Annotated in this window: 20 protein-coding genes and 1 pseudogene; 3 read left to right on the top strand and 18 right to left on the bottom strand. The window is 68.5% G+C overall.

Annotated features, from left to right (window positions below):
- Positions 1 to 188: 188 nt before the first annotated feature.
- A partial coding sequence (locus ASH02_RS08595) for a hypothetical protein (RefSeq protein ID WP_235539015.1) occupies positions 189 to 512 on the top strand: 324 nt, incomplete at its 5' end.
- A 1,170-nt stretch (positions 513 to 1,682) separates the two neighbouring features.
- On the opposite strand, the gene ASH02_RS08585 is transcribed toward ASH02_RS08595, so the two are convergent.
- The 10 genes from ASH02_RS08585 to ASH02_RS08540 form a co-directional block, all read right to left on the bottom strand.
- The gene (locus tag ASH02_RS08585; RefSeq protein ID WP_156409738.1) at positions 1,683 to 2,390 is read right to left on the bottom strand and encodes a hypothetical protein; all 708 of its coding nucleotides are present in this window, start codon (positions 2,388 to 2,390) and stop codon (positions 1,683 to 1,685) included.
- Positions 2,387 to 3,382 (bottom strand): vWA domain-containing protein, encoded by a 996-nt coding sequence (locus ASH02_RS08580; protein WP_057294588.1) that lies wholly within the window; start codon positions 3,380 to 3,382, stop codon positions 2,387 to 2,389. The genes ASH02_RS08585 and ASH02_RS08580 overlap by 4 nt, the downstream gene beginning before the upstream one ends.
- The gene (locus tag ASH02_RS08575; RefSeq protein ID WP_056676383.1) at positions 3,379 to 4,359 is read right to left on the bottom strand and encodes a VWA domain-containing protein; all 981 of its coding nucleotides are present in this window, start codon (positions 4,357 to 4,359) and stop codon (positions 3,379 to 3,381) included. Before ASH02_RS08575 ends, ASH02_RS08580 begins: the two co-directional genes overlap by 4 nt.
- Positions 4,350 to 4,811, bottom strand: a complete 462-nt coding sequence (locus ASH02_RS08570) for a hypothetical protein (RefSeq protein ID WP_056676380.1) — start codon at positions 4,809 to 4,811, stop codon at positions 4,350 to 4,352. Before ASH02_RS08570 ends, ASH02_RS08575 begins: the two co-directional genes overlap by 10 nt.
- Positions 4,795 to 5,682, bottom strand: coding sequence for a DUF58 domain-containing protein (locus ASH02_RS27375; RefSeq protein WP_057294587.1), 888 nt, complete (start codon positions 5,680 to 5,682; stop codon positions 4,795 to 4,797). Before ASH02_RS27375 ends, ASH02_RS08570 begins: the two co-directional genes overlap by 17 nt.
- Before the next feature lie 12 nt (positions 5,683 to 5,694).
- A complete protein-coding gene (locus ASH02_RS08560) occupies positions 5,695 to 6,696 on the bottom strand; it encodes an AAA family ATPase (RefSeq protein WP_056676375.1) in 1,002 nt (333 codons plus the stop codon).
- Positions 6,697 to 6,789: 93 nt separating this feature from the next.
- Positions 6,790 to 8,151 carry a UDP-glucose dehydrogenase family protein gene (locus tag ASH02_RS08555; protein ID WP_056676372.1) on the bottom strand — a complete coding sequence of 454 codons (1,362 nt, stop codon included), beginning with the start codon at positions 8,149 to 8,151 and terminating at the stop codon, positions 6,790 to 6,792.
- A 24-nt stretch (positions 8,152 to 8,175) separates the two neighbouring features.
- Positions 8,176 to 9,372 (bottom strand): glycosyltransferase family 4 protein, encoded by a 1,197-nt coding sequence (locus tag ASH02_RS08550; RefSeq protein WP_235530021.1) that lies wholly within the window; start codon positions 9,370 to 9,372, stop codon positions 8,176 to 8,178.
- A gap of 230 nt (positions 9,373 to 9,602) precedes the next feature.
- Complete coding sequence (gene rlmN / locus ASH02_RS08545; RefSeq protein ID WP_056676367.1) at positions 9,603 to 10,727, bottom strand: 23S rRNA (adenine(2503)-C(2))-methyltransferase RlmN; 1,125 nt, start codon at positions 10,725 to 10,727, stop codon at positions 9,603 to 9,605.
- Positions 10,728 to 10,752: 25 nt separating this feature from the next.
- A complete protein-coding gene (locus ASH02_RS08540) occupies positions 10,753 to 11,541 on the bottom strand; it encodes an META domain-containing protein (RefSeq protein ID WP_057294586.1) in 789 nt (262 codons plus the stop codon).
- 95 nt (positions 11,542 to 11,636) lie between these two features.
- Here ASH02_RS08540 and ASH02_RS08535 point away from each other — a divergent pair, with 95 nt between their 5' ends.
- On the top strand, positions 11,637 to 12,335 hold the full coding sequence (locus ASH02_RS08535) for a hypothetical protein (RefSeq protein ID WP_057294585.1): 699 nt from the start codon (positions 11,637 to 11,639) through the stop codon (positions 12,333 to 12,335).
- Here ASH02_RS08535 and ASH02_RS08530 read toward each other — a convergent pair.
- The 8 genes and pseudogenes from ASH02_RS08530 to rpsB form a co-directional block, all read right to left on the bottom strand.
- Positions 12,313 to 12,840 carry a histidine phosphatase family protein gene (locus ASH02_RS08530; RefSeq protein ID WP_057294584.1) on the bottom strand — a complete coding sequence of 176 codons (528 nt, stop codon included), beginning with the start codon at positions 12,838 to 12,840 and terminating at the stop codon, positions 12,313 to 12,315. The two genes, ASH02_RS08535 and ASH02_RS08530, sit on opposite strands and share 23 nt — an antisense overlap.
- Positions 12,841 to 12,853: 13 nt before the next feature.
- Entirely contained in the window at positions 12,854 to 13,150 is a 297-nt protein-coding gene (locus ASH02_RS08525; RefSeq protein ID WP_057294583.1) for a hypothetical protein, read from the bottom strand.
- A 7-nt stretch (positions 13,151 to 13,157) separates the two neighbouring features.
- Positions 13,158 to 13,441 (bottom strand): annotated as a pseudogene (locus ASH02_RS26995) (phosphatidate cytidylyltransferase); the annotation flags it as partial.
- A 1-nt stretch (position 13,442) separates the two neighbouring features.
- Positions 13,443 to 13,983: phosphatidate cytidylyltransferase (locus ASH02_RS27525; protein WP_442938381.1), on the bottom strand; the 541-nt coding region annotated here is incomplete at its 3' end.
- A gap of 10 nt (positions 13,984 to 13,993) precedes the next feature.
- Positions 13,994 to 14,548, bottom strand: coding sequence for a ribosome recycling factor (gene frr / locus ASH02_RS08515; RefSeq protein WP_200950049.1), 555 nt, complete (start codon positions 14,546 to 14,548; stop codon positions 13,994 to 13,996).
- A gap of 66 nt (positions 14,549 to 14,614) precedes the next feature.
- Positions 14,615 to 15,367 (bottom strand): UMP kinase, encoded by a 753-nt coding sequence (gene pyrH / locus ASH02_RS08510; RefSeq protein ID WP_056679138.1) that lies wholly within the window; start codon positions 15,365 to 15,367, stop codon positions 14,615 to 14,617.
- Between the two features lie 144 nt (positions 15,368 to 15,511).
- Positions 15,512 to 16,324 (bottom strand): translation elongation factor Ts, encoded by an 813-nt coding sequence (tsf, locus tag ASH02_RS08505; protein WP_056676346.1) that lies wholly within the window; start codon positions 16,322 to 16,324, stop codon positions 15,512 to 15,514.
- A gap of 152 nt (positions 16,325 to 16,476) precedes the next feature.
- Positions 16,477 to 17,643 carry a 30S ribosomal protein S2, sunset domain variant gene (gene rpsB, locus ASH02_RS08500; protein ID WP_082599419.1) on the bottom strand — a complete coding sequence of 389 codons (1,167 nt, stop codon included), beginning with the start codon at positions 17,641 to 17,643 and terminating at the stop codon, positions 16,477 to 16,479.
- Between the two features lie 439 nt (positions 17,644 to 18,082).
- Between rpsB and ASH02_RS08495 the strand changes: the two genes are divergently transcribed.
- Entirely contained in the window at positions 18,083 to 18,688 is a 606-nt protein-coding gene (locus ASH02_RS08495; RefSeq protein WP_082620866.1) for a peptidoglycan DD-metalloendopeptidase family protein, read from the top strand.
- The last annotated feature ends 103 nt before the right edge of the window (positions 18,689 to 18,791 follow it).

The following is an 18,791-nucleotide window of genomic DNA, read 5'->3' as shown; positions in this document are numbered from 1 at the left end:
CGAGTGGATCGACACCGAACTCGCCCGGTTGGGTAGGTATGGGATCCCGACCATCGAGAAGACCATCAGGTCCGCGATCGTGAAGTTCCACCCCGACAAACTCGATGAGCCCTCCCCGGTGCCCGGGAAGGACCAGTGGGACGTCACCATCGACCACAACGCGGGTGCCGGCAACGGCACCAGCCGANGCGATGGGTGACTCGGTGGACCTGGCGAAGTTCCACGACCTCATCAGTGATGAGGCCACCACCATGGGCCGCCTGGGTGACACCGACACGTTGGGGCAACGCAGGGCCAAAGCCCTCGGCGTGATCGCGGACCGGCAGGCCAGCGCAGACCTCCTCGGTCTCATCCCCGACACCGAGAACGGTGAGGGCAGCGGCGAAGGCGACGGCGCGGGCAGTGAAGGCGAAGGCGACAGTGCCGGTGCCGGCAGTCGCCAGGCGGCCGGTCATGAGGGTGCGGGCAAGAAGATCACGCCGCGCAAGTCCTACCTCAAGACCCGGCTCTAAATCCACGTGAACCTCGCCGACCTCGCCACCAACGGCACCACAACCACTGGAACCAACGACTCAGCCACTGGCACCGCTGGAACCGACTGCGCCGGTGACCACGAGCCGGCACCGGGGATGGCGGAGACGAACCTGTTCGGCGCCGTCACCGCGGAGAAGATCCTCGACTGGATCCGCGACCTCGGCCCCGACGCCACCCTCACCCCAGTCCTCGACACCAACCGGGACTGGGCTGTCGATNGCACGACCCACCCGAAGCCATGCGCGAACAAGTCCTCACCCGCGACCAGCACTGCGTCTTCCCACACTGTTCGGTCGACTCGAGGCGTTGCGACCTCGACCACATTGAGTCCTACGACGACCACGGGCCACCGGGCCAGACCAGCCCCGACAAACTCGCCCCGTTGTGCCGACGACATCACCTCGCCAAAACGCATGGCCGGTGGTCGNCGGCACCTATACCTGGACCAACCAGTACCGCCGGACCTGGCTGGTCACCACCCACGGGACCATCGAACTCCCCACCAACTGAACTCCGACACCTACAGCTACATGCACAGAGCTTCATCCGCAGCAGCTTCGGGAACAGCACAAACAGCACCGGCCCCACAGCACCACCAGCGCAAGCCCCGCCACCACAGAACACGGTGAACGGGGCTACCGCCACGCCCACACCCGACCCCACCGCCGTCCTCACCGCCCGCCTGGCCCTATTGCCCTGACCCGGCATGGTTTCGAGACGGCGGCCGCCTCCCCAACCACCGACCTAGGCCTGGTTTCGAGTCGGTCCCTAGCGGGACCTCCTCAACCATCGGGGAAGACCCTCGGTCAGCGCGCAGCCACCAGCGGACCCTCCGTGGTGGCTGATGGCTCCTGAGCGTCGACTGGACGACCATCAGCCACCAGCGAAGTCTTCGCACGCACCAACCTGGTTTCGAGACGGCGCTGGCGCGCCTCTACCACCGAGGGTGGTGCGCCTCCTCCCTCGCCGGGTGGGTGCGGAGCAGGCGATTCCTCAACCACCGAGATTGCCTCGCGGCCGGCACATCGTGGCCGGTGAGCTGGTCGTTCAGCAGTAACTGAGTGGTCCTCACGATCCTCAGACCAGCGCTGGGCCACCTCTGAAGGGGCACGCGAGGCGGAAGGCCTGCTCGACCAGGGGACCTGCCGTCACCACTCGTAGCCGGGATCGGAGTCGTAGTCGTAGTCCTCGAAGTCCTGGGACTTCTTGCGGTCGACCCGGCCCTGGTCGTTGCGCTTCTCGAGCTTCTCCTTCTGCTTCTTCAGCTTCTCCTGCTTCTTCTTTTCCTTCTTGTCGTCCTTCTTCGGCGGAGGCGGGTTCTCCTGCTGCTTCTGCTTCTCCTGCTCGATCTTCTGGCGCAGCCGCTCGTCGACCGCCTTGGCGTCGTCGGTCCGCTCCCCCGCATCCGTGGGACAGTCGGCCTCGGCCAACGCGTCGCGACCGGTCTGCCACGACTTCAGCGCAGCCTCGCCGTCCGGTTTCTCCGCGGCGGTGTCGCCCAGCACCTCGTGGACCAGTGCGATGTTGATCCGGACCGTGCACTCCTCGTCGTCCGGGACGTCCTTCAAGGCGTCGTCGTACTTCTCCAACGCGCCGTCGTAGTCCTCGTCGCGCTGCTTGGCGGCGCCCTCGTTGAACGGCGAGATCCATGCCTCCATCACGTTCAGCGACGCGTTGTCGCCGAATGCTTTGGCGGCCTTGGAGAACTTGTCCTTGTCGTACGCCGACTGCCCGTCGGCCTGGGCCGAGAGCATCATGCCGACCTTGGTGACGAACAGCAGGGCCGCCAGCAACGGCACGATGCCCAACAGGAACAGGCGATTCCGCCATCTACGGCGGGCGGGGTTCGTGCTCACAGCTGCTTCAACTCCCGTCGCGCCGCGTGGAAGCCTCGCCAGGCGAGGGCCAGTTCGATCAGGGCAAGGACGAACAGCCCGAGGGCGAACATCCAGTAGACCTCGTTCTTCGTCGCGAACTCGTCGTCCTCGTTGCTGAACGACTGGTCGACGTCGTCGGCCCACTTGTCGAGGCCGCCGACCGCCTCGCGGTGCTGGTACGTCGCGCCCATCTCGCCGGCGATCTTGGTCAGGTTGGGCTCGTCGAGCTTGGACAGCGCGTCCTGCTGGGTCGCGTCGTCGTAGATGTAGGAGTCGATGTCGGCCTCCGGGTCGACGGGCATCTTGCCGCCGGACTCGGTGCCGTAGCCGAGCACGATGCCGCCGTCGACCAGGTCGTCGATGTCGTCGAAGGACCGCTGCTCCGCGCCGTCGCGGGTGTTCTCCCCGTCGGTGGCGAAGACGACCAGCCGCTTGCGCTCAGGGTGGCGCTTCTTCGCACCGTCCAACGACTCCGTCATCACCTCGAGCGGCATGTCGACCAGGGAGCCCTCGCCGTCGAAGGCACCCTCGACGGTCATCACCTCGGCCGCGGCCAGGAACGCCTGCGAGTCACTCGAGTACGGCAGCTCCGTGCGCACGAAGGCACCGAACGTCACGAGGGAGAAACGGGCGCCCGGGAACTCCTCGGTCAGCTCCTTCAGGTCCGCCTGCACGCCGTTCAGCCGCGGCTCGCTGCCGTTCCAGTCGAGCGCCGACATGCTCGTCGTACGGTCGACCACGACCAGGATCTCGAGGTCGGAGGTCTTCGCCTTCGCCGGCACGGTGCCGTAGCCCGGGCGGACGAGAATTCCCACCAGCGCCGCGACCATCAGGATCCGGAGCAGCCACGCCGTGCGTTCGAGCGGTCGGCGTACGACGAAGAACAGGCACAGGGCGACCAGCACGACCGCGCCGACGGCGATCAGCCATCCGGGCGCGAAGGGGCGGTAGGTCAGCTCGAGGGCGATCATGCCCGCCTCCTGATGCCAGCCAGCACGACCAGGAGCACGCCGGCCGACACCAGTCCCGTGCCGAGCGCGGGCTCGTCGATGACGGTCACCCGGGCAGGTTCCTTGCTGCGCGCAGCCTCGAGTTCGTTGATGCCCTCTGCGATGGAGTTGGTCGAGCCGTCGCTGCCCATCACCGAGAACGTGCCTCCGGTGTTCTCCACCGCAGACGTGAAGCCCTCGACGGCGCCCGGCAGGACCGACATCTCTCGAGTGCCGAGCCCGTAGACGACGACGTCGTGCTCGGCCGCGTAGTCGGAGGCCTCGGGCAGCGTGAAGATCGGCTTGCCCTGCGGGTCGTTGTCGGAGGCCAGCACGATCGCCCGGCCGCGTTCCTCGTCGGGTCGGTCGAACCGGTCGACGCACGAGACGAGCCCGTCGCTGATCAGCGATCCGCTGTTGCCGTTGCCGACCAGGGTGCCCGCGACGTAGTCGTAGTCGTAGCTGGCGAACTTGTCGGCCGCCGTCTCGAGCTGCTCGAGCACGAAGTCGTAGTCGTCGGTCAGCGGGAAGACCGTCACCGAGGCGTTGTGCCAGATGGTCAGGCCGATCCGCTCGCCGTCGAGGCCCTCGCTGATCTTGGCGAACTCACGGGCCAGCTCCTCGTCGTACTCGGTCATCGAGCCCGACACGTCGAGGCACAGCATGATGTCGCGGTTGCTCACGTCGGGCTGGTGGCTGTCGGTCGAGGTCAGCCGCGAGCTCAGCAGGATCGTGCCGCCGAGCAGGAACAGCACGGCCACCACGCGGGCCAGCATCTCGAACTCCCTGCGCCGCGCCAGCACCCGGAACCGCGGGATGCGGCGCAGTCGTGCGGCATGCGCCACGAGCACGGCGTTGCGTGGCGTACGGCGGAACGGGGTCGGGAACAGCCAGACCACCAGCCACACCAGCACGATCACCATGAGGGTGATCGCCAACCAGGTCCACTTCAGTTCCATGACGACACCAACCCACGGGCTCGGTTCAGGGTCGTGCCGAAGGGCTCGACGGCGGTCGAGTCAGGAGCGAACTCGGGCGGATAGATCAAGGCGATCGTCTCGGCCAGGTGCGGCACCCCGGCGGCCCGCAGGTCGGCCAGGGCCATCGTGTGCGCGGGCATGCCGGACACGGCCGAGACGAAGTCCCTGATCACCGAGCTGAGCTGCTGGTAGCCGACCCGCTCGGCCAGCTGTCCGGCGTACACCTGGTGACCGATGCGGTCCAACTCGCCCATCGCGCGGGTCCGGGCGGTGGGCACGTCGCCGGGCTTCAGCGGCTTGGGGCCGCCCGCGTGCGACCAGAGCAGCACGCCCAGGTAGAACAACGCGACCAGGGCGAGCGCCCCGATCGCGAACCAGAGCCACTGCGACGAGTAGTCGACCGGGCCCGAGAACTCATCGGCGTCCGGCATGGCGGTGCCTCTCGAGCAGCTTGAGGACGGCGCGGATCGCGCTGGCGTCGTCGTGCACGGTCTCGTGGACGATGTTGAGCGCGTCGAGCTCGCGACGCATTTTGGTGGCCTGTCCGGTCAGCAGTGCGGCGTACTCGCGGCGCAGGGCCTCGTCGTAGCGCGCCCATTCGGGCACCACGTGGCCGGAGTCGATGTCGACGACATTGCCGTTGCTGTGGATCGTGGTCGGGTCGAGGTCGCCGATCGAGACGAACAGCAGCTCGTGCTGCACCGTGAGCCGGCGCAGGACCGCACTGAGCTCGGGATCGATCGTGTACTCGTCGGAGATGACGACCAGGATCGTGCGCCGCCGCACGGTGCGTGCGACGTACTTCAGCACGGCCGTCAGGTCGGCCGGCGGACCGGTCGGCAGCGTGTTGTCGTGGATCGCGCCCAGCCGCCGCTCGAGGTTCAGCTCACCGCTGGCCGGCGGCATCTGGTGCTGCTCGACGGAGTCCCCCCAGGCCAGGGACACCCGGTCACCGTGGCGTACGGCGAGGTAGCCGACCACCCCGGCCACCATGACCGCGAGGTCGCGCTTGGGCACGTCGAGGTCGTTCATCGCGGCCATGCTGCGGCCGGTCGAGGCAACCATCAGGATGGTGTGCTTGCGGGCCGCGGCGTAGCGCTTGATCAGCAGGGCACGGCTGCGCGCCGAGGCCTTCCAGTCGATGTCCTTCACATCGTCGCCGCGCACGTATTCGCGCAGGTCGTTGAAGTCCAGGCTGCGACCGGTGTGCATCGAGGCGTACTCACCCTCGAGCAGGCCACGCACCTTGCGGTGGGCATGGATCGACATGCGGGCCTTGACCCGGGTCAGATGGGCAGTCATCACACGCGCCGATCAGGGTGACGGGACGGCCGCGAAGACGGAGTCGATGACCATCTCCGGCCGCACACGCTCGGCCAGCGCCTCGAAGTTGAGGTGGATGCGGTGCCGGAGGATCGAGTGGCGCAGGTGGCGGACGTCCTCGGGGATCACGTGGTTGCGACCCGCGAGAACGGCCAGCGCGCGGGCCACCTGGTAGAACGCGATCGTGCCTCGCGGGCTGGCGCCGATCTCGACGAACCGGCCCTGCTCGGGGCCGAGCACCTTCTCGGTCTCGCGGGTGGCGTGCACCAGCGCGACGATGTAGCGCTTGATCACCGGGTCGACGTACACCCGCTCGACGAGGCGCTGCAGGTAGCCGACCTGTTCCGGGGTGACCACGGACGCGACGGTGCTGCCGGTGCCGAGGGCGCCGCTGTCGTAGCGGTCGAGAACCTCGAGCTCCTCGGTGTCGGAGGGGTATTCCACGACCTCCTTGAGCAGGAACCGGTCCATCTGGGCCTGCGGGAGGACGTAGGTGCCCTCCTCCTCGATCGGGTTCTGCGTGGCCAGCACCATGAACGGTGTCGGCAGCGGGTGGATGACGCCGGCGATCGAGGTCTGCCGCTCCTGCATCGCCTCCAGCATCGCGGACTGGGTCTTGGCGCTGGCGCGGTTGATCTCGTCGAGCAGCACGAAGTTGGCGTGCACCGGGCCGAGCTGGGTCTCGAACTCGTGGTTGCGCGGGTCGTAGACCTGGGTGCCGATGATGTCGCTGGGCAGCAGGTCGGGGGTGCACTGGATGCGGGCGAAGTCGGCACGGATCGCCTTGGCCAGGGTCGAGGCGGCCAGCGTCTTGGCCAGCCCCGGAACGCTCTCGAGCAGGATGTGCCCTTCGGCCATCATCGCCACGAGCAGCGAGGTGCGCAGCTGCTCCTGGCCGACGATGCGCTTGGAGAACGCCCCGGAGATCTCATCGAGGATCCCCTTGGCCTTGTGCAGCTCGACCGGTTCGATCGTGCGGGGGCGTGCCGACATGCGTGATCCTCTTCCCTGCGCTGACGTTGTTGCCGCCGCCAGCATGCCACCGGGAAGATCGACTCAAACGCGCTCCACTGATGCGGTTGGGACTCAGCCGACCAGCGACTTCGCCGGTACGCCGACCGCGGGCTGGCGCACCAGGGTGCCGAGCGTCCGCACGTCCCATCCGGCGGCCAGCCAGGGCTCCGGGTCGAGGGTGTTGCGGGCGTCGATGAGCACGCTCCCCCGGGCCGCCTGGCGCAGCCGGGCCGGGTCGAGGTCGCGGAACTCCGCCCAGTCGGTCAGGTGCAGCACGACGTCGGCCTTGCGGCAGGCGGCCACCGCGTTAGCGGCGTACCGCAGCTCCGGGGCCACCGAACGTGCGGGCACGGCCGCCTGCGGGTCGTAGACCGTCACCCACGCACCGGCCTGGTGGAGCCGGCGGGCCACGTCGAGGGCGGGCGAGTCGCGGACATCGTCGGAGAGCGGCTTGAACGAGGCACCCAGCACGGCCACCCGGCCGAAGGCCCGGCCGTCCACGTTCCGCAGCACCGAGAGCGCCTCGTCGACCACGCGGTCGCGGCGCCGGCCGTTGATCGCCTCGACCCCGTGCAGGAACTCCACGGACCGGCCCGACCCCAGCTCCTCGGCGCGGGCCACCAGGGCACGCACGTCCTTCGGCAGGCAGCCTCCGCCGTAGCCGAGCCCGGCACCGAGGAACTTGCGACCGATGCGGTCGTCGTGGCCGAGCGCATCGGCCAGTGACGTGACGTCCGCACCGGTCAGCTCACACAGCTCCGCCATCGCGTTGATGAAGGAGATCTTCGTGGCCAGGAAAGCGTTCGCCGACACCTTCACCAGCTCGGCGGTCGGCAGGTTGCTCACCACCACGGGCGAGCCCTCCGCGATCGCGGCGGCATAGACCTTGCGCAGTGCCCACTCGGCACCGGGCGCGTTGATGCCGAAGACCAGCCGGTTGGGGTGCAGTGTGTCGTGCACGGCGTGGCCCTCGCGGAGGAACTCCGGGTTCCAGGCCAGCTCCACGTCCTTCGCCCCGAGGGCCTCGATGCGATCGAGCAGCGCCTCGGCGGTGCCCACCGGCACGGTCGACTTGCCGACGATCAACGCCGGCCGCTCGAGGGCCGGGACCAGTCCGTCGACCACGGCGTGCAGGTAGCTCAGGTCGGCCGCACCGTTGGCGCCCTGTGGTGTGCCGACGCAGACGAAGTGGATGTCGGCGAACCGGGCAGCCTCCTCGAGAGAGGTCGTGAAGCGCAGGCGCCCGGAGGCGACGTGCTTGCTGAGGAGCTCCGGAAGTCCGGGCTCGAAGAAGGGGACCTGGCCGGTGGCGAGGGCGCGGACCTTGGCGGCGTCGGTGTCGACACCGATCACCTCGAAGCCGAGCTCGGCCATGCCTGCGGCGTGGGTGGCCCCGAGATAGCCGGTGCCGATGACGGAGATGCGTGTGCTCACGGTGTCCTCCTCAACAGTTCTGCTTCAACTGGCCACGCCGAGTCGGCGTGTGCCCTGACTGGCTGGATTGCTGGTCTTGGTCCCGCGGAGCCCGGTCTCCCTGATGACCTCGCGGTAGTGCCCGACGAGTGCTTCGTTGACCGCCCACCAGGAGCGCCCCTCGACGCTGCGTCGTGCGGTCGACTGCATGCGCCGACGCAGCATCGGGTCCTCGACCAGCCGCTCGACGTACGACCTGAGGTCGGCGCCGTTGCCGGGCTCGTAGAGGAACCCTGCGCCGTCGGCGACCACGTCGATCGGCCCACCGGAACGCGGCGCCACGACGGGGACGCCGGAGGCCAGCGCCTCCTGCGCCGCCTGGCAGTAGGTCTCGTGGCGACCGGTGTGCACGAAGACGTCGAGCGAGGCGTACGCCGAGGCAAGCTCCTCGCCGTGCAGGAGTCCCAGGAAGCTGGCGTCTGGCAGCAGTCGCCGGAGGTTCTGCTCCTCCGGCCCGCCGCCGACGATGACCAGCCTGATCCCCTCGATGTCCAGCAGGTGGGTGAGTAGGTCGAGCTCCTTCTCGGGGGCCAGCCGGCCGATGTAGCCGACCAGCAGGTCGTCGCCGATCCGCTGCCGCAGCTGCGCCGATCGCCGTCGCGGGTCGAAGAGCTCGAGGTCGACGCCGCGCGGCCACAGGGCCAGCCCGGGCACACCCATCAGCTCGAGCTGGCGCAGGCTGGCACTCGACGGCGCCAGCGTGCGGCCCACCCCGACGTGGATCTTGCGGGTCAGCGCGGTCATCGCTCGCGCTCCGCCCGGCACGTCGTACTGCGCGGCGAAGCCGACCAGGTCGGTCTGGTAGATCGCCACGGAGGGGATCCCGAGGTCGTCGGCGGCGCGTGCCGCCTGGTAGCCGAGCGTGGCCGGCGACGCGATGTGCACGACGTCGGGGCGGAACCGCTCCATCGCGTGGCGGAGCCGGCGACGTGACTCGAGGCCGATCCGGAACTCCTTGTAGAACGGCAACCTGGCCCCCCGCACCCGGGTCACCGGGAAGCCGGCGTACGTCGCCGGGCCGGTCGGTGCGATCAGCTCGGCGTCATGTCCCTGCGCGGCGAGGTGCTCGAGCACGCGACGTACGGAGTTGGTGACCCCGTTGATCTGGGGCAGGAACGACTCCGCCACGACGAGCACGCGGAGGCGGCCTGTCGTGGCGGGGAGTTCGTGAAGGTTGGTCACTACCGGTGGGTCGGCAGGCCTGCGTCGGTGGCGCATCGTGTCCCCTTCGAATCGGGTGCAACCTCTGATTCGAAGGTAGGGACGACGCCGGAACGGACACGGAGTTCGGGATGGACGACACGTGAACCCGTGCCCAACGTCGACCCGTCGTGAGTTGCCATCGACCCGTCGCCAGTTCTCCCCAGCGGGGCGAATTCACGACAGGTCGACCGAAACTGGCGACGGGTCGACTACTCCACGGCGGCGAGCTGGCCGCAGGCTCCGTCGATGTCGCTGCCGCGGGTGTCGCGCACGGTGGTGGGGATGCCCTTGGCCTCGAGGCGGCGCACGAACTCGCGCTCGTCGGCGGGGTCGGAGGCGGTCCACTTGGAGCCGGGGGTCGGGTTCAGCGGGATCAGGTTGACGTGCACCCAGCCCCAGTCGCCGTACGAGTTGAGCACGTCGCCGAGCAGGTCGGCGCGCCACGCCTGGTCGTTGATGCCGCGCATCATGGCGTATTCGATCGAGACCCGACGCTTGGTGACGGCCGCGTAGTTCCACGCGGCCTCGACGGTCTCGGCGACCGAGAAACGGGTGTTGATCGGCACCAGCTCGTTGCGGAGCTCGTCGTCGGGCGCATGGAGCGAGAGCGCCAGCGTGACCGGGATGCCCTCCTCGGCCAGCTGCTTCATGCGAGGCACGAGGCCGACCGTGGAGACGGTGATGTGGCGCGCGGACATGCCCAGCCCGGCGGGAGACGGATCAACGAAGCGGCGTACGGCGGCGATCATCGCCTTGTAGTTGGCCATCGGCTCGCCCATGCCCATGAAGACCACGTTGGAGACCCGACCGGGGCCACCGGCGACCTCGCCACGCTGGAGCGCGCGGGCACCGGCAACGACCTGCTCGACGATCTCGGCGGTCGACATGTTGCGCTGGAGGCCGCCCTGGCCGGTGGCGCAGAACGGGCAGGCCATGCCGCAGCCGGCCTGGCTGGAGACACACATGGTGACCCGGCCGGGATAGCGCATCAGCACGGACTCGACCAGGGCGCCGTCGAAGAGCTTCCAGAGCGTCTTGACGGTGGCGCCCTTGTCGGCCTCGAGCGTGCGGAGCGGGGTCATCAGGCTGGGCAGCAGGGTGGAGACGAGCTCGTCGCGCTGCCCGGCCGGCAGGTCGGTCATCTCGGCGGGGTCGTCGACCAGCCGGGAGAAGTAGTGGTTGGAGAGCTGCTTGGCGCGGAAGCCGGGCAGACCGGCTTCGGTGAGCAGGTCCTTGCGGCCGGCCTCGTCGAGGTCGGCAAGGTGCCGCGGGGGCTTCTTGCGTCCGCGGGGTTCGTCGAAGACGAGGGGCAGGGTCTTGATCGGCTCACTCATGACCGACCCAGTGTCCCACCCAAGGTCACTTCACGGTGAATCCCAGCCCGGAGCCCCCGTCGGTGAGCGTCAGGCGGTTGCCCTCGAGGGTGTAGTCGACGGTCCCGTCGAGGACGCGGCTGTACGCCTTTGAGATGCGAGCCAGGTCGGCGTCGAGGCACCCCTTCAGCGTTGTCCTCAGGCCCCCGAGCAGCAGGGTGTCGGCCGTGACCTGTGCCGATCCCCCACCGGAGTTGCAGCCGTCGTTGAACTCGAGGTTGCCGTCCTGGGTGAGCTTGATCGTGGCAACGACCTTGCCGGGCACGGACTCGACCGTCGCGCCTTCGATCAAAGAGTCGAGCATCCACGTGGTGCCCTGCAGCTCGGTCTGGCGCACGATCTCCTGGCTCAGGGTGAGCTCCGCGCCGTCGCGGCTGAGCGTCGTCGGATCAGTGCCCGTGACCTCCCAGTGCCCGGGCAGGAGTTGCCCGAGCATCTCGTCCTGTTGCATGCGGTCCTGCACGCAGCCCATCTCGGTTCCGCCGAGCCGGGCGATCTCCAGGCCGTTCTCGTCGAAGGTGTACCGCCCGAAGAGGGCGTTGCAACCGGCCTTGGCGGTGACCGTGCCGTCGGTGAAGTCAAGGATGATCCTGGTCCTCGCCACCGGCTGGCGTGCCTGCCCGTCGACGACCATCGACGCGACGACGTAGGCGCTCCTCGGCTCCACCTGCGGCGGTCCGTCCGAGTTGTTCGGCGCGGAGCCACCGTCGTTCTCCGTGCCACACCCTGTGACCACCAGGAGAAACCCCACCAACAACACCGTCAACCTGCTCATCGCGTCACCTTTTCGCCGTGTTTCCGAGACCCTCGCACTGGGCATGGATGGGACGGGTCGGACGCGCCGACGGTTCCGCTCTCGAAAGGCACACCATGCAGCTCCACGTACGTCGAGGCCTGGCGGCCACGCTCGTCTGCACCGCCCTTCTCACTCACGCTGCCTGCGACGACTCCTCCGACGACAGCGGAACCTCCAGCTCGTCGGCCGCCTCCCCCGACGACGGCACCACCTCGACGGACCCGACCGAGTCGACGGACCCGACGGATCCGACCGGCACTCCACCCGACGGCCTCACCGAGCTGCCGCTCACCACCGACGCCCAGCAGCCGGGAACGGCACCGATGTGGGCCTTCCCCGTGGTGGTCAAGGGCTGGACGTTCACCACCCGCGACCAGAAGGGCGTCAACCAGCTCACCCGCAACGGCAGCGACGCCCTGTTCACGTCGTACCAGCTGAAGGAGGCCGGATCGAACTCCAGCGACGCGGCCGACTCCAAGGCCTGGTTGGTGAAGTACCACGCAGAGCTGTCCCAGAACTCCCAGATCTCGAAGGTCAGCACGCCGACGTACGGCACCGCACTGCTGCAGACCGACCACGGCACGGTCGAGTTCGTGAAGCAGGACCTGACCTACGTCACCGCCGCCGGCGTGACGTACCGATCGCGGTTCGTCGCCCGCTCACTCGGCACCTACCTGATCGCCGTGCAGTACGGCGCGCCCGAGGGCCAGTGGAGTGAGTCGGAGTGGCAGAGGCTGATCAGCTCGGGCCTCAAGGTCGTCCTGGGCTGGTGACCCGGACGACGATGACGTCGGGCATGGCCAGTGCCGCCCAGCGTTCCAGGTCGGGCGCCTGACCCGAGAGTGCGGCGACGACCAGCGTCCACGCGGTGCCGTGCCCGACCAGCACGACGTCCTGGTCGTGGTGCACGTCCAGCACTCGGCGTACGGCGGGGACGACGCGGTCCCGGCAGGCGGCCAGCGGCTCCCACCCGTCGTACGCCGCCACGCCGGGGGCGTCGAAGGCCGCAGAAACCACCGCCTCGAAGTCGTCGATCCAGTCGGTGTTCTCACGCACGTGCTCGCGAAGCTCGTCGATGACGCCGACCTGGCCGTCGGTCAGCAGTTGCGCCGTCTCGGTCGCCTTCGGCTCGGGAGAGCTGAACCAGGCAGCCCGCGCCGGCAACTCATCACGCAGCGCCCACACGGCATCGAAGCCCGTGGGGTCGAGCGACCACAGGTGAGCGGGTACGCCGGCCACCGGCAAGGGCCGCCCGTGACGGACCAGGAACAGGGTCATCGACCTCGCCGCCTCACGCCGGGTCCGAGAGCATGTTGGTCACCAGCGAGATGCCGCCGACGACCACCACGACCAGGATCGCGATGCCCAGCAGGGATCCGACGATGAACCTGACCGCATCGGCGCGTCGGCGCGGGAGCAGCAGGAAGGGTGCGGCAACCAGGATCGGCAGCCCCAACAGGGCCAGGAGCAGCGGATCGCTCCAGACGATGCCCAGCCGACCGCCGATCACGTAGCCCAGCAACACGATCACCGGCCCGCCGAGCGCACCGCCCTCGAGCGACATGGCGCGGCTGGCGTTGTCGCTCATCGGTCGACTAGTTGAAGACCAGGTAGTGCAGGAGCAGCCAGATCGGGGCGATGGTGGCCAGCAGCGAGTCGAGCCGGTCCATCAGGCCGCCGTGGCCGGGGATGATCTGCGACATGTCCTTGATGCCGAGGTCGCGCTTCATCACCGACTCGCACAGGTCGCCCAGCGTGGCCATCACGACTGCGATCGCGCCGAGGATCACGCCGACCCACCAGTCGCCCTCGAGCAGGTGGACGACCAGGGCGACGCCGGCGGCGACACACGCGATGAACGAGCCGGCGAAGCCCTCCCNCCCCGGCGACGTACCCGCCGATGTCGGAGGCGACCGTCATGAGGATGAACGTGAGGATCCCCTTGACCCCGTCGTCCCAACGCTCGAAGCCGGTGGCGCCGCCCTCGGCGAGCATGAGTGCCACGAACGAGCCGAGGAACGGCACGTAGATCAGCGTGAAGACGGACGCCGTGGCGTTCTTGACGTAGCCGTCGACGCCGCGGCGCAGCAGCCACAGCATGATCACCAGGGCGGAGACTGCCGTGGCCGTGACCAGCGCCGGGGCGCCCCAGAAGTAGGCGACGACGACCATCACGATGCCGCCCACCATCAGGGGTTGCTCGGGCAGGTCGATGTCGTGGGTGAGCAGCCCGCGCCGGAGCTCCCACACGGCCACCACGACAGCGACCGCGACGATGACCATGAACGCGGTCTTCCAGAACGCGAGCGACAGGGCGATGGCCCCCAGCAGCACGACCGCGGAGGCGATCGAGGCGGGGAGGTTTCGTCCGGCGCGGCCGTAGTCCTTCTTGGGCGCGGCGGGTGGCGTGGCAGCAGTCATCAGGGGGTGCTCAGACCTCGAGCAGCTCGGCTTCCTTGTTCTTGAGCATGTCGTCGATCGCGTCGGTGTGCTTCTTGGTGGAGGCGTCGAGCTTCTTCTCGGCACCGGTGACGTCGTCCTTGCCGACCTCGCCGTCCTTCTCGAGCTTCTCCAGCGACTGCTTGGCCGTGCGGCGCACGTTGCGCACCGAGACCCGGCCGTCCTCGGCCTTCGCCTTGGCGATCTTGATGTACTCCTTGCGGCGCTCCTCGGTCAGCTCGGGGAAGACGCAGCGGAGCGTCTTGCCGTCGTTGGCCGGGTTGACGCCGAGGTCGGAGTCGCGGATCGACCGCTCGATGGCACCGATGGCGCTCATGTCGAAGGGTGCGATCAGGATCGTGCGGGCGTCCTGCGAGGTGAACGAGGCCAGCTGCTGCAGCGGCGTCGGCGTGCCGTAGTAGTCGGCGACCAGCTTGCTGAACATGCTGGGGTTCGCCCGGCCGGCGCGGATCGCTGCGAACTCCTCGCGGGTCGCCTCCACCGACTTGCCCATCTTCTGGTCGGCTTCTGACAGGACCTGGTTGATCACGGTTTCTCCTAGTTCGCTACGGATGTGGCTGGTGGTCGTCGTACGGCGGTCGGCACCGCTGGGTCAGCTGTCCGCGCTCACGAGCGTGCCAATCTTCTCACCCTGGACGACGCGAAGGATGTTGCCCTCGGGCTCCATCCCGAAGACCACCATCGGCAGTTTGTTCTCTCCACACAGCGCAAAGGCGGTCTGGTCCATGATGCGCAGGCCCCGGCTGATGGCGTCGGAGTAGGTCACGCTGTCGAGCTTCGTGGCAGTCGGGTCGACGTTCGGGTCGGCGGTGTAGACACCGTCGACGCCGTTCTTGGCGACCAGCACGACGTCGCACTTGCTCTCCAGCGCACGCTGCACGGCGACCGTGTCGGTGGAGAAGAACGGCATGCCCATGCCGGCGCCGAAGATGACCACGCGGCCCTTCTCCATGTGACGGATGGCGCGGCGCGGGATGTACGGCTCGGCGACCTGGCCCATGGTGATGGCGGTCTGCACGCGGGTGTCGATGCCTTCCTTCTCGAGGAAGTCTTGGAGCGCCAGGCAGTTCATCACGATGCCGAGCATGCCCATGTAGTCGGCGCGCACGCGGTCCATGCCACGCTGCTGGAGCTCCGCTCCCCGGAAGAAGTTGCCTCCACCGGTCACGACCGCGATCTGCGTTCCCGCACGCACGACGGCGGCGATCTCGGCCGCCACCTTCTGCACCACGTCGGGGTCGACACCGACCTGGCCACCACCGAAGACCTCACCGGAGAGCTTGAGCAGGACTCGCTTGTACGGCGTCACGGAGGCATTCCCTTCGAGGAGGTCGATCGTCGTCATGCAACCTACTTGAGTGTCGGTGTCCCGGTCGAACCCGACGGGCCGCTCCGAGACGAGGTTCCACGTGATCCGCAATGCATTCAGGGGCGGTACGACGCGTTCGTCGTACCGCCCCTGAACGGGTGGAGCTGTGTGGACCTGGGGTCAGGCGCCGACCTCGAAGCGGGCGAAGCGCTTCACGGTGGTGTTGGAAGCGTCGAGGACGGCCTTGACCGTCTTCTTGCTCTCGACGACCGACTCCTGCTCGAGCAGGACGATCTCCTTGAAGAAGCCGCCGATGCGGCCTTCGACGATCTTGGCGACGGCAGCCTCGGGCTTGCCCTCCTCGATCGTCTTCTTCTGCAGGACGTCGCGCTCGGCGGCGACGATGTCGGCCGGCACCTCGTCACGCGTGAGGTACTGCGCCTTGAGCGCGGCAACCTGCATCGCGGCAGCCTTGGCAGCGGCCTCGTCGCCTTCGTACTCGACCAGGACGCCCACGGCGGGCGGCAGGTCGGCGGCACGCTTGTGCAGGTAGACCGTGACCGGGCCGTCGAAGTAGGCGACGTTGCCGAGCTCGATCTTCTCGCCGATGGTGATGGCGAGGCTCTCGACGACCTCGCCGACGGTCTTGCCGTCCAGCTCGACCGCCTTGAGGGCCTCGGTGTCGGCGGCCTTGGCGGCGTCAGCAGCCTCGGCGATGCGCTGGGCGGTGGCGATGAACTCTTCGTTCTTGGCGACGAAGTCGGTCTCGCTCTTCAGCTCGACGAGGGCGCCACCGGAGCTGGCGACCAGGCCGGCGGAGGCCTCGCGCTCGGCGCCACGGGCAGCAGCCTTGGCGGCACCCTTGACCCGGAGCAGCTCGACGGCCTTGTCGAAGTCACCGTCGGCCTCGTCGAGCGCCTTCTTGCAGTCCATCATGCCGGCGCTGGTGAGCTCGCGGAGCCGCTTGACGTCGGCTGCGGAGAAGTTAGCCATGATCCTTCTTCCTCGAAGTTCAGATGTTTCACATGAGATTGAAACGGCGGCCGNAGATGTTTCACATGAGATTGAAACGGCGGCCGCGCCCGCGTTGGGCGCGGCCGCCGGTGAAGCGAATGCGTACGGCTCAGGCCTCGCGGCCCGGGTCGTCAGGCCTTGTCGTCGGCCTTCTCGTCTGCCTTGTGCTCGGCGTTGACGAAGCCAGCGGCCTCGGCAGCCTCAGCGGTCTTGAACCAGACCTCGGCGATGGTGCGGCCGTACCAGGGGCTCGTCGGCGCGTGGAACTTCATCGAGTCCTTGTTGCCCTTGATCTCGAAGCCCTCGGGAGCCGAGCCGTCCTCGTTGGCCGGAGCCGAGTCGGCACCGAACTCACCGGCGGGGACGTCGGCCAGCGGCTTGACCTCGGCGGGAGCCTCGACAGCGGCCTCGGCGGGAGCCTCGACAGCGGCCTCGGCGACGGCAGCGGCCGCGGGGGCCTCCGCAGCGGCACCGGTGGCCTCGGCGGCCGGGGTGTCGGTGGCGTCGCCACCGGTGGCCTCGGCGGCCGTCTTGGCGGCGTCACCCTCGAGGAGCTCGCGCTCCCACTCGGCCAGCGGCTCCTCGGCAGTGCCCTCGGACTTGCCACCGGAGCGGGCGATGAGGCCCTCGGCGACGGCGTCGGCGACCACGCGGGTCAGCAGGCCGACAGCGCGGATCGCGTCGTCGTTGCCCGGGATCGGGAAGTCGACCAGGTCGGGGTCGCAGTTGGAGTCGAGGATGCCGATGATCGGGATGCGCAGCTTGCGCGCCTCCTCGACAGCCAGGTGCTCCTTGTTCGTGTCGACGATCCACACGGCGGACGGCGTACGCGTCATCTCGCGGATGCCACCGAGGGTCTTGTCGAGCTTGGTGCGCTCCCGCTTCATCTGAAGCAGTTCCTTCTTGGTGCGGTTGGAGCCCGCGACGTCGTCGAAGTCGATCTCGTCGAGCTCCTTGAGGCGGTTGATCCGCTGGTGCACCGTCTGGAAGTTGGTGAGCATGCCGCCGAGCCAACGCTGGTTGACGTAGGGCATGCCGACGCGGGTCGCCTGCTCGGCGATGGCCTCCTGGGCCTGCTTCTTGGTGCCGACGAACATCACGACGCCGCCCTTGGCGACCGTCTCCTTGATGAAGGCGTACGAGCGGTCGATGTAGGCCAGCGACTGCTGCAGGTCGATGATGTAGATGCCGTTGCGCTCGGTCATGATGAAGCGCTTCATCTTCGGGTTCCAGCGACGGGTCTGGTGTCCGAAGTGGACGCCGCTCTCGAGGAGCTGGCGCATGGTGACGACTGCCATGTTTCTACTTTCTGGTGGTGTGGCCTGCGCACCGTTGGTGCCTGCCTTGCTCCCGGCCGGTGATCGGCGTCGGAGAGGCGGGCCAGCGTGCGGACCAGCGTTGTTTTCAGTTCCACAGCCGACGGGTGCCGACTGCCCTGACGCCGCGCGGCGAACCAATCCGGCCGGGGCCGGAACTGAGGTACGTCGCCCACGGGTGGTCGTACCCCGGGAGGTACGTCGTGGTCTGCGAGCGTGCGAAGTCAATCCACGGATGGATTGCGGTGACCAGACTAGTTGATGAGGGCCGAACCCCACCAATCGCCGACCCGTCGTGAGTTCGCCGGGACTCGGCCCCCTCTCGACCGGTTTCCGCGCACATGCGATCCGGCGCCTCACTTCTCCACAGGTCGCGTCCTCTGACGCTCGGCGAACCGGGCTGACGGGCATCCTGATCGACATGCGAATCCGACTCCTCTTCCTCCCCCTGCTGCTGACCCCCCAGCTGCTGGGACTCGGTGTGGGCATCGGGTCCGCTGTGGCGGGTGACGACCCCCAAGGGGTCTGGCCACTCGCTCCTCGCCCCGCCGTCGTGACCGGATTCGACCCCCCGGACACGCGGTGGGGACGAGGCCATCGTGGCGTCGACCTCGCCGGCTCTCCGGGGCAGGTCGTGCGCTCCGCGCTCCCCGGCTCCGTGTCGTTCACCGGCGTGATCGCCGGCCGCTCGGTCGTCGTGGTGTCCCACGGCGACACCCGCACGACGTACGAACCCGTGGTGCCCACGGCTCCCGTCGGCACCGCCGTCGAGGCCGGCACGCCGATCGGCCGCCTCGAGGCACGCGGTTCGCACTGCCTGCCCTCGGCCTGCCTGCACTGGGGCTGGATCCGCAACGTCGACGACGTCTACCTCGACCCACTCGACCTCGTCGGCTCGCAGCGGGTGCGGCTGCTGCCGTTCGACGGGCTCGCGGTACCGCTCCTCTCCGGTATCCCGGGCCGTGGCTCGATCGACCACCGCGCCCCGACGTCGGGCGGCATCCTCGGGTTGCTCGGCCAAGCCTGAGTTGCCCGTCAGGNCCCTCGGGTGGGCCTGTGCATACGCCGCCCGCAGGCGCTCGCTGGTCACGTGCGTGTAGATCTGCGTGGTCGCCATCGACGAGTGACCG

Origin of the sequence: Nocardioides sp. Soil796 (assembly GCF_001429525.1) — a bacterium.
Classification (GTDB): domain Bacteria; phylum Actinomycetota; class Actinomycetes; order Propionibacteriales; family Nocardioidaceae; genus Nocardioides.
This window is presented reverse-complemented; position numbering and strand designations above follow the sequence as displayed.